Annotated in this window: 5 protein-coding genes; 3 read left to right on the forward strand and 2 right to left on the reverse strand. The window is 53.6% G+C overall.

The window, feature by feature from the left end:
- The 3 genes from ABYP39_RS18130 to ABYP39_RS18140 form a co-directional block, all read left to right on the forward strand.
- On the forward strand, window positions 1-171 hold a 171-nt coding region (locus tag ABYP39_RS18130), incomplete at its 5' end, for a pirin-like C-terminal cupin domain-containing protein (RefSeq protein WP_372784021.1).
- A gap of 46 nt (window positions 172-217) precedes the next feature.
- On the forward strand, window positions 218-763 hold the full coding sequence (locus tag ABYP39_RS18135; protein ID WP_372748703.1) for an NADPH-dependent FMN reductase: 546 nt from the start codon (window positions 218-220) through the stop codon (window positions 761-763).
- Between the two features lie 49 nt (window positions 764-812).
- Complete coding sequence (locus ABYP39_RS18140) at window positions 813-1,256, forward strand: low molecular weight protein-tyrosine-phosphatase (protein ID WP_372784019.1); 444 nt, start codon at window positions 813-815, stop codon at window positions 1,254-1,256.
- Window positions 1,257-1,329: 73 nt separating this feature from the next.
- Here the strand turns inward: ABYP39_RS18140 and ABYP39_RS18145 are convergent, their stop codons facing one another.
- On the reverse strand, window positions 1,330-2,715 hold the full coding sequence (locus tag ABYP39_RS18145; RefSeq protein ID WP_372748705.1) for a tetratricopeptide repeat protein: 1,386 nt from the start codon (window positions 2,713-2,715) through the stop codon (window positions 1,330-1,332).
- Window positions 2,712-3,314 carry an energy transducer TonB gene (locus ABYP39_RS18150; protein WP_372748706.1) on the reverse strand — a complete coding sequence of 201 codons (603 nt, stop codon included), beginning with the start codon at window positions 3,312-3,314 and terminating at the stop codon, window positions 2,712-2,714. The genes ABYP39_RS18145 and ABYP39_RS18150 overlap by 4 nt, the downstream gene beginning before the upstream one ends.
- Window positions 3,315-3,347 lie beyond the last annotated feature (33 nt).

The raw sequence follows: 3,347 nt of genomic DNA on the forward strand, positions 1-3,347 counted from the left end.
AGCGTAAGCAATTCCGGCAGCCACACCACACAGTTGCTGGTATTGGCCGCCGAACCGCTAAACGAGCCAATAGCCCACTACGGCCCCTTTGTAATGAATACGCGCGATCAAATCGAGCAAGCGCTGAACGATTTCCGCAACGGCACATTCACCGAAACCACGACTCGGTGATTCTCTACGACCTAAAACGAAACTATCCCATTTCAGGAGTTCAACAATGAATATTCTCGGCATCAACGGCAGCCTGCGGCGACAATCACTCAACCTGAGTTTGTTGAAAGCTGCTGGCGACCACCTCGATCAGGACACCGTGTTTGACATTGTGAGCTTGGCCGACCTGCCTTTTTACAACGAGGACCTCGACGGCGACAACAAACCCCAGCCCGTTGTAACCTTCAAGCAGCGCATCGAGGACGCAGACGCCCTGCTGTTTGCCACACCCGAATTTAATCACAGCGTGCCAGGCGTGCTACAAAATGCGATCGATTGGGCTTCACGCCCGGCATTCAACTCACCGCTGACACACAAGCCTACTGCAATACTCAGCGCGTCCATGAGCCCGATCGGTGGCGCCCGGGCGCAGGCTCAGCTGCGTACCGTACTCCATGGCACACTGTCGCCGGTATACCCGAGCATCGAGTTTTTACTGGGCTCAGCTCATCAGGCCTTTGACGACAGCGGTCAGCTCATCGATGAAACAGCACAAGCGCGATTACAACGCTATATCACGGGTTTTCAGGAGTGGCTGGCGCGGCAAGCTTGAGCGACGCTACAACGCCCCGTAGAATCCCCTCTTCATTGAGGGGAAAGCCGTGTTCAATAACATACTCTTCGTCTGCACAGGCAATATCTCCCGCAGCCCAGCCGCCGAATACCTGCTTAAGCATCAGCTCAACCAAGCAGGAAGAGTCGGCATTACTGTGAGCTCGGCAGGTCTCGGCGCGCTTGTCGACCACCCCGTCGAAGACAATGTCGCGGCGCTACTCAGCGCAGACGGCATCGACCCCAGCGCACACCGGGCGCGTAAAATAAGCAGTTCCATGACTAACTCTGCCGATTTGATACTTACCATGGAAAGCCATCAACTGGATGAGCTCCATCGGCGCTATCCGGAGAGCCGAGGGAAATGCTTTCTGTTGGGAAAATGGCAGAACGACCTGCCGGTACCTGACCCCTACAAACGCTCGTCCGAAGCCCATGAGATAGCTTACAAACGGGTAAAAGACGGGGTTTCTGCCTGGGCGAAAAAACTCTAACGTTTTACAGATAGCGAAAATAAAAAACCCGGCATACGCCGGGTTTTTAGTGTGTACTGCCTAGTGACGGTTGTTACACGTCCTGGGCCAGCGCCTTTTCACGCGCCAACTCACGCTCCATGAACTCCAGCCATTGCTCGGCATATTTCTGCGAACGCTCATTTTTCTTCGCTTCGCGGAAAGCCTTGCGGGCCGCGTCATAGTTCTTCAGGTTGAACTCCGCCATACCCAGCACCAACTGTGCACTATCCGGGCGTTTTACGCCGCCTTTCTGCAAGCCGTTGCGAACCGCTTCAGCAGCCTTCTCAAACTCGTCGTTATCCAGATAGATATTACCGAGTCGAGTCCAAAGCTCGCCTTTGTCCGATTTGGCTGCGGCAGCACGCATCTCAGGAATCGCTTTTTTGATTTCCTGCGCCTGACGCCAAGAGTTAGCCAGCAACTCCAGATTCTTCGAGGTCGGGTCGATCTGCTTCGCCTTGATACCCTTGTCGATCACTTTGGCCGCCTTGTATGGCACCTCGATCGACAGGAACAGGTAAGCCATATTGATCAGCTCTTTTTCCTTTTCCAGCAGGTTCTGCACGTAGGCGGTTTCCATGGCCGAGACCATGTCTTTCTCGCGCTTAAGCTCGCCGTACATTGCCGCCAGCTGCTGCCAGTAGGCTTTTTTCTGGTAGTACTTCAGCGTTTCTTCCAGAATATCGACAACTTTTCTGATGTCGTTTTTCTCGAAGTACAGGTATCGCTGCAAGCCCCACCACTGCTCTTTGGGTATCTTGCCTTTCGATTTGTAATCGTTGATCGCAATTTCGACGTGTTCCAACGATTTACGTTGATTGCCCAACTGGTAATAACCCTGACTCAGCAAGGCGTGTGCGTTTGCACCCACGGGCTCACCAAGCTCTTCTTTAAGCTTGAACCAGTTGAGCAGGGTATCCACCCCTTTCTTCCAGTCTTCTTTTACGAAGTAGAGCTGCGCAATGGTGAACTTCGTGTTCACTTCCATCGCGTAGGGAATGTCTGGTTGCTTAATAACTTCTTCGTAAGCACCCAAAGCCCGGTTATAGTCTTCTTGGGTAAAGTAGATAAAGGCGTATAGATTAAACAGGTTGGCCAGCTCATAGCTGTTCAACGCGCCGCGGCCTTCCTTGTCACGCAATTCGTTCAACTTGCCTAGCGCTTCGTTGTACTTCTTCTCTTCCGCCAACAATTGCGCTTCATTGAGCTTTTCAAACACTTTGGCACGGATCGCCGGCGTTCGCCGGGTTGCCTGCTTCTTCTTGTCCTGCGCCTGAACTTTGCCCAGTGCGGTTTCACCCAGCACCGGCTCAACCGTGGTCGTGACCAGGGGCACCGCAAAATTGACGGCAACCCCCAGCGCGGCCGCTGTCAGCCAGCGACCGACTGACTGAACACGGCTACAAGGTTTGCTCTGTATCATGCTGTCAGTCTTCATTTATCCAACTCGTAGGTAAAGCGGTTTTGGATACCGGGAACTTCGATCGGATCCCCGTCCACAACCCGCGGCTTGTATTTGAACTTCTCCGCAGCTTTCACAGACGCACGTTCAAAATAGCCCGGCGGTGAACAGTCAACCGGTGTAATGTCGCGCGTGGTACCTGATTTGGTCACCGTATACTCAACCGTACAGTAGCCTTCCACACCGCGACTCTGTGCACGACGAGGATAGATCGGGGCCACTTTAACGATAGGCAGATACTCACCATCTGATGCCGACAGACCGCCCTGCGCGTTGGTCAGGGAGAGCTGCTGTGTTGGCGCCATATTGACGACCTCCACATCAGGGTTGATATCTTCCATCTCCGGTTGTTCCATATCCGGCGGCGGCTGTTCAGGCTCCGGCGGCTTATCCGGCTTGCGATCGATATTGGTTTCAATATCGCGATCCGGCATATCTATGTCGGCGATGCGGGTGGCTGGCTTGTCGTCCAGGCTCTTGTCGGCTGTTTCGATCAGTGTCGGCATCAGCACAAACAGAGCAGCGGTTACGACAAAGCCAAGCGCAGCGCCTATGAGTAGTCTGAGTCTATTCATAAGCCTTTAGTCATCTTCAGTGGCCAGTGATAC

The organism is Litorivivens sp. (assembly GCF_041625495.1).
Classification (GTDB): domain Bacteria; phylum Pseudomonadota; class Gammaproteobacteria; order Pseudomonadales; family Spongiibacteraceae; genus Litorivivens.

What these genes read in the sequence shown, in the direction of transcription:
- ABYP39_RS18135 (WP_372748703.1), top strand. Translation starts at nt 218, where the DNA reads ATGAATATTCTCGGCATCAACGGCAGCCTGCGGCGACAATCACTCAAC.
- ABYP39_RS18145 (WP_372748705.1), bottom strand. Translation starts at nt 2,715, where the DNA reads ATGAAGACTGACAGCATGATACAGAGCAAACCTTGTAGCCGTGTTCAG.
- ABYP39_RS18150 (WP_372748706.1), bottom strand. Translation starts at nt 3,314, where the DNA reads ATGAATAGACTCAGACTACTCATAGGCGCTGCGCTTGGCTTTGTCGTA.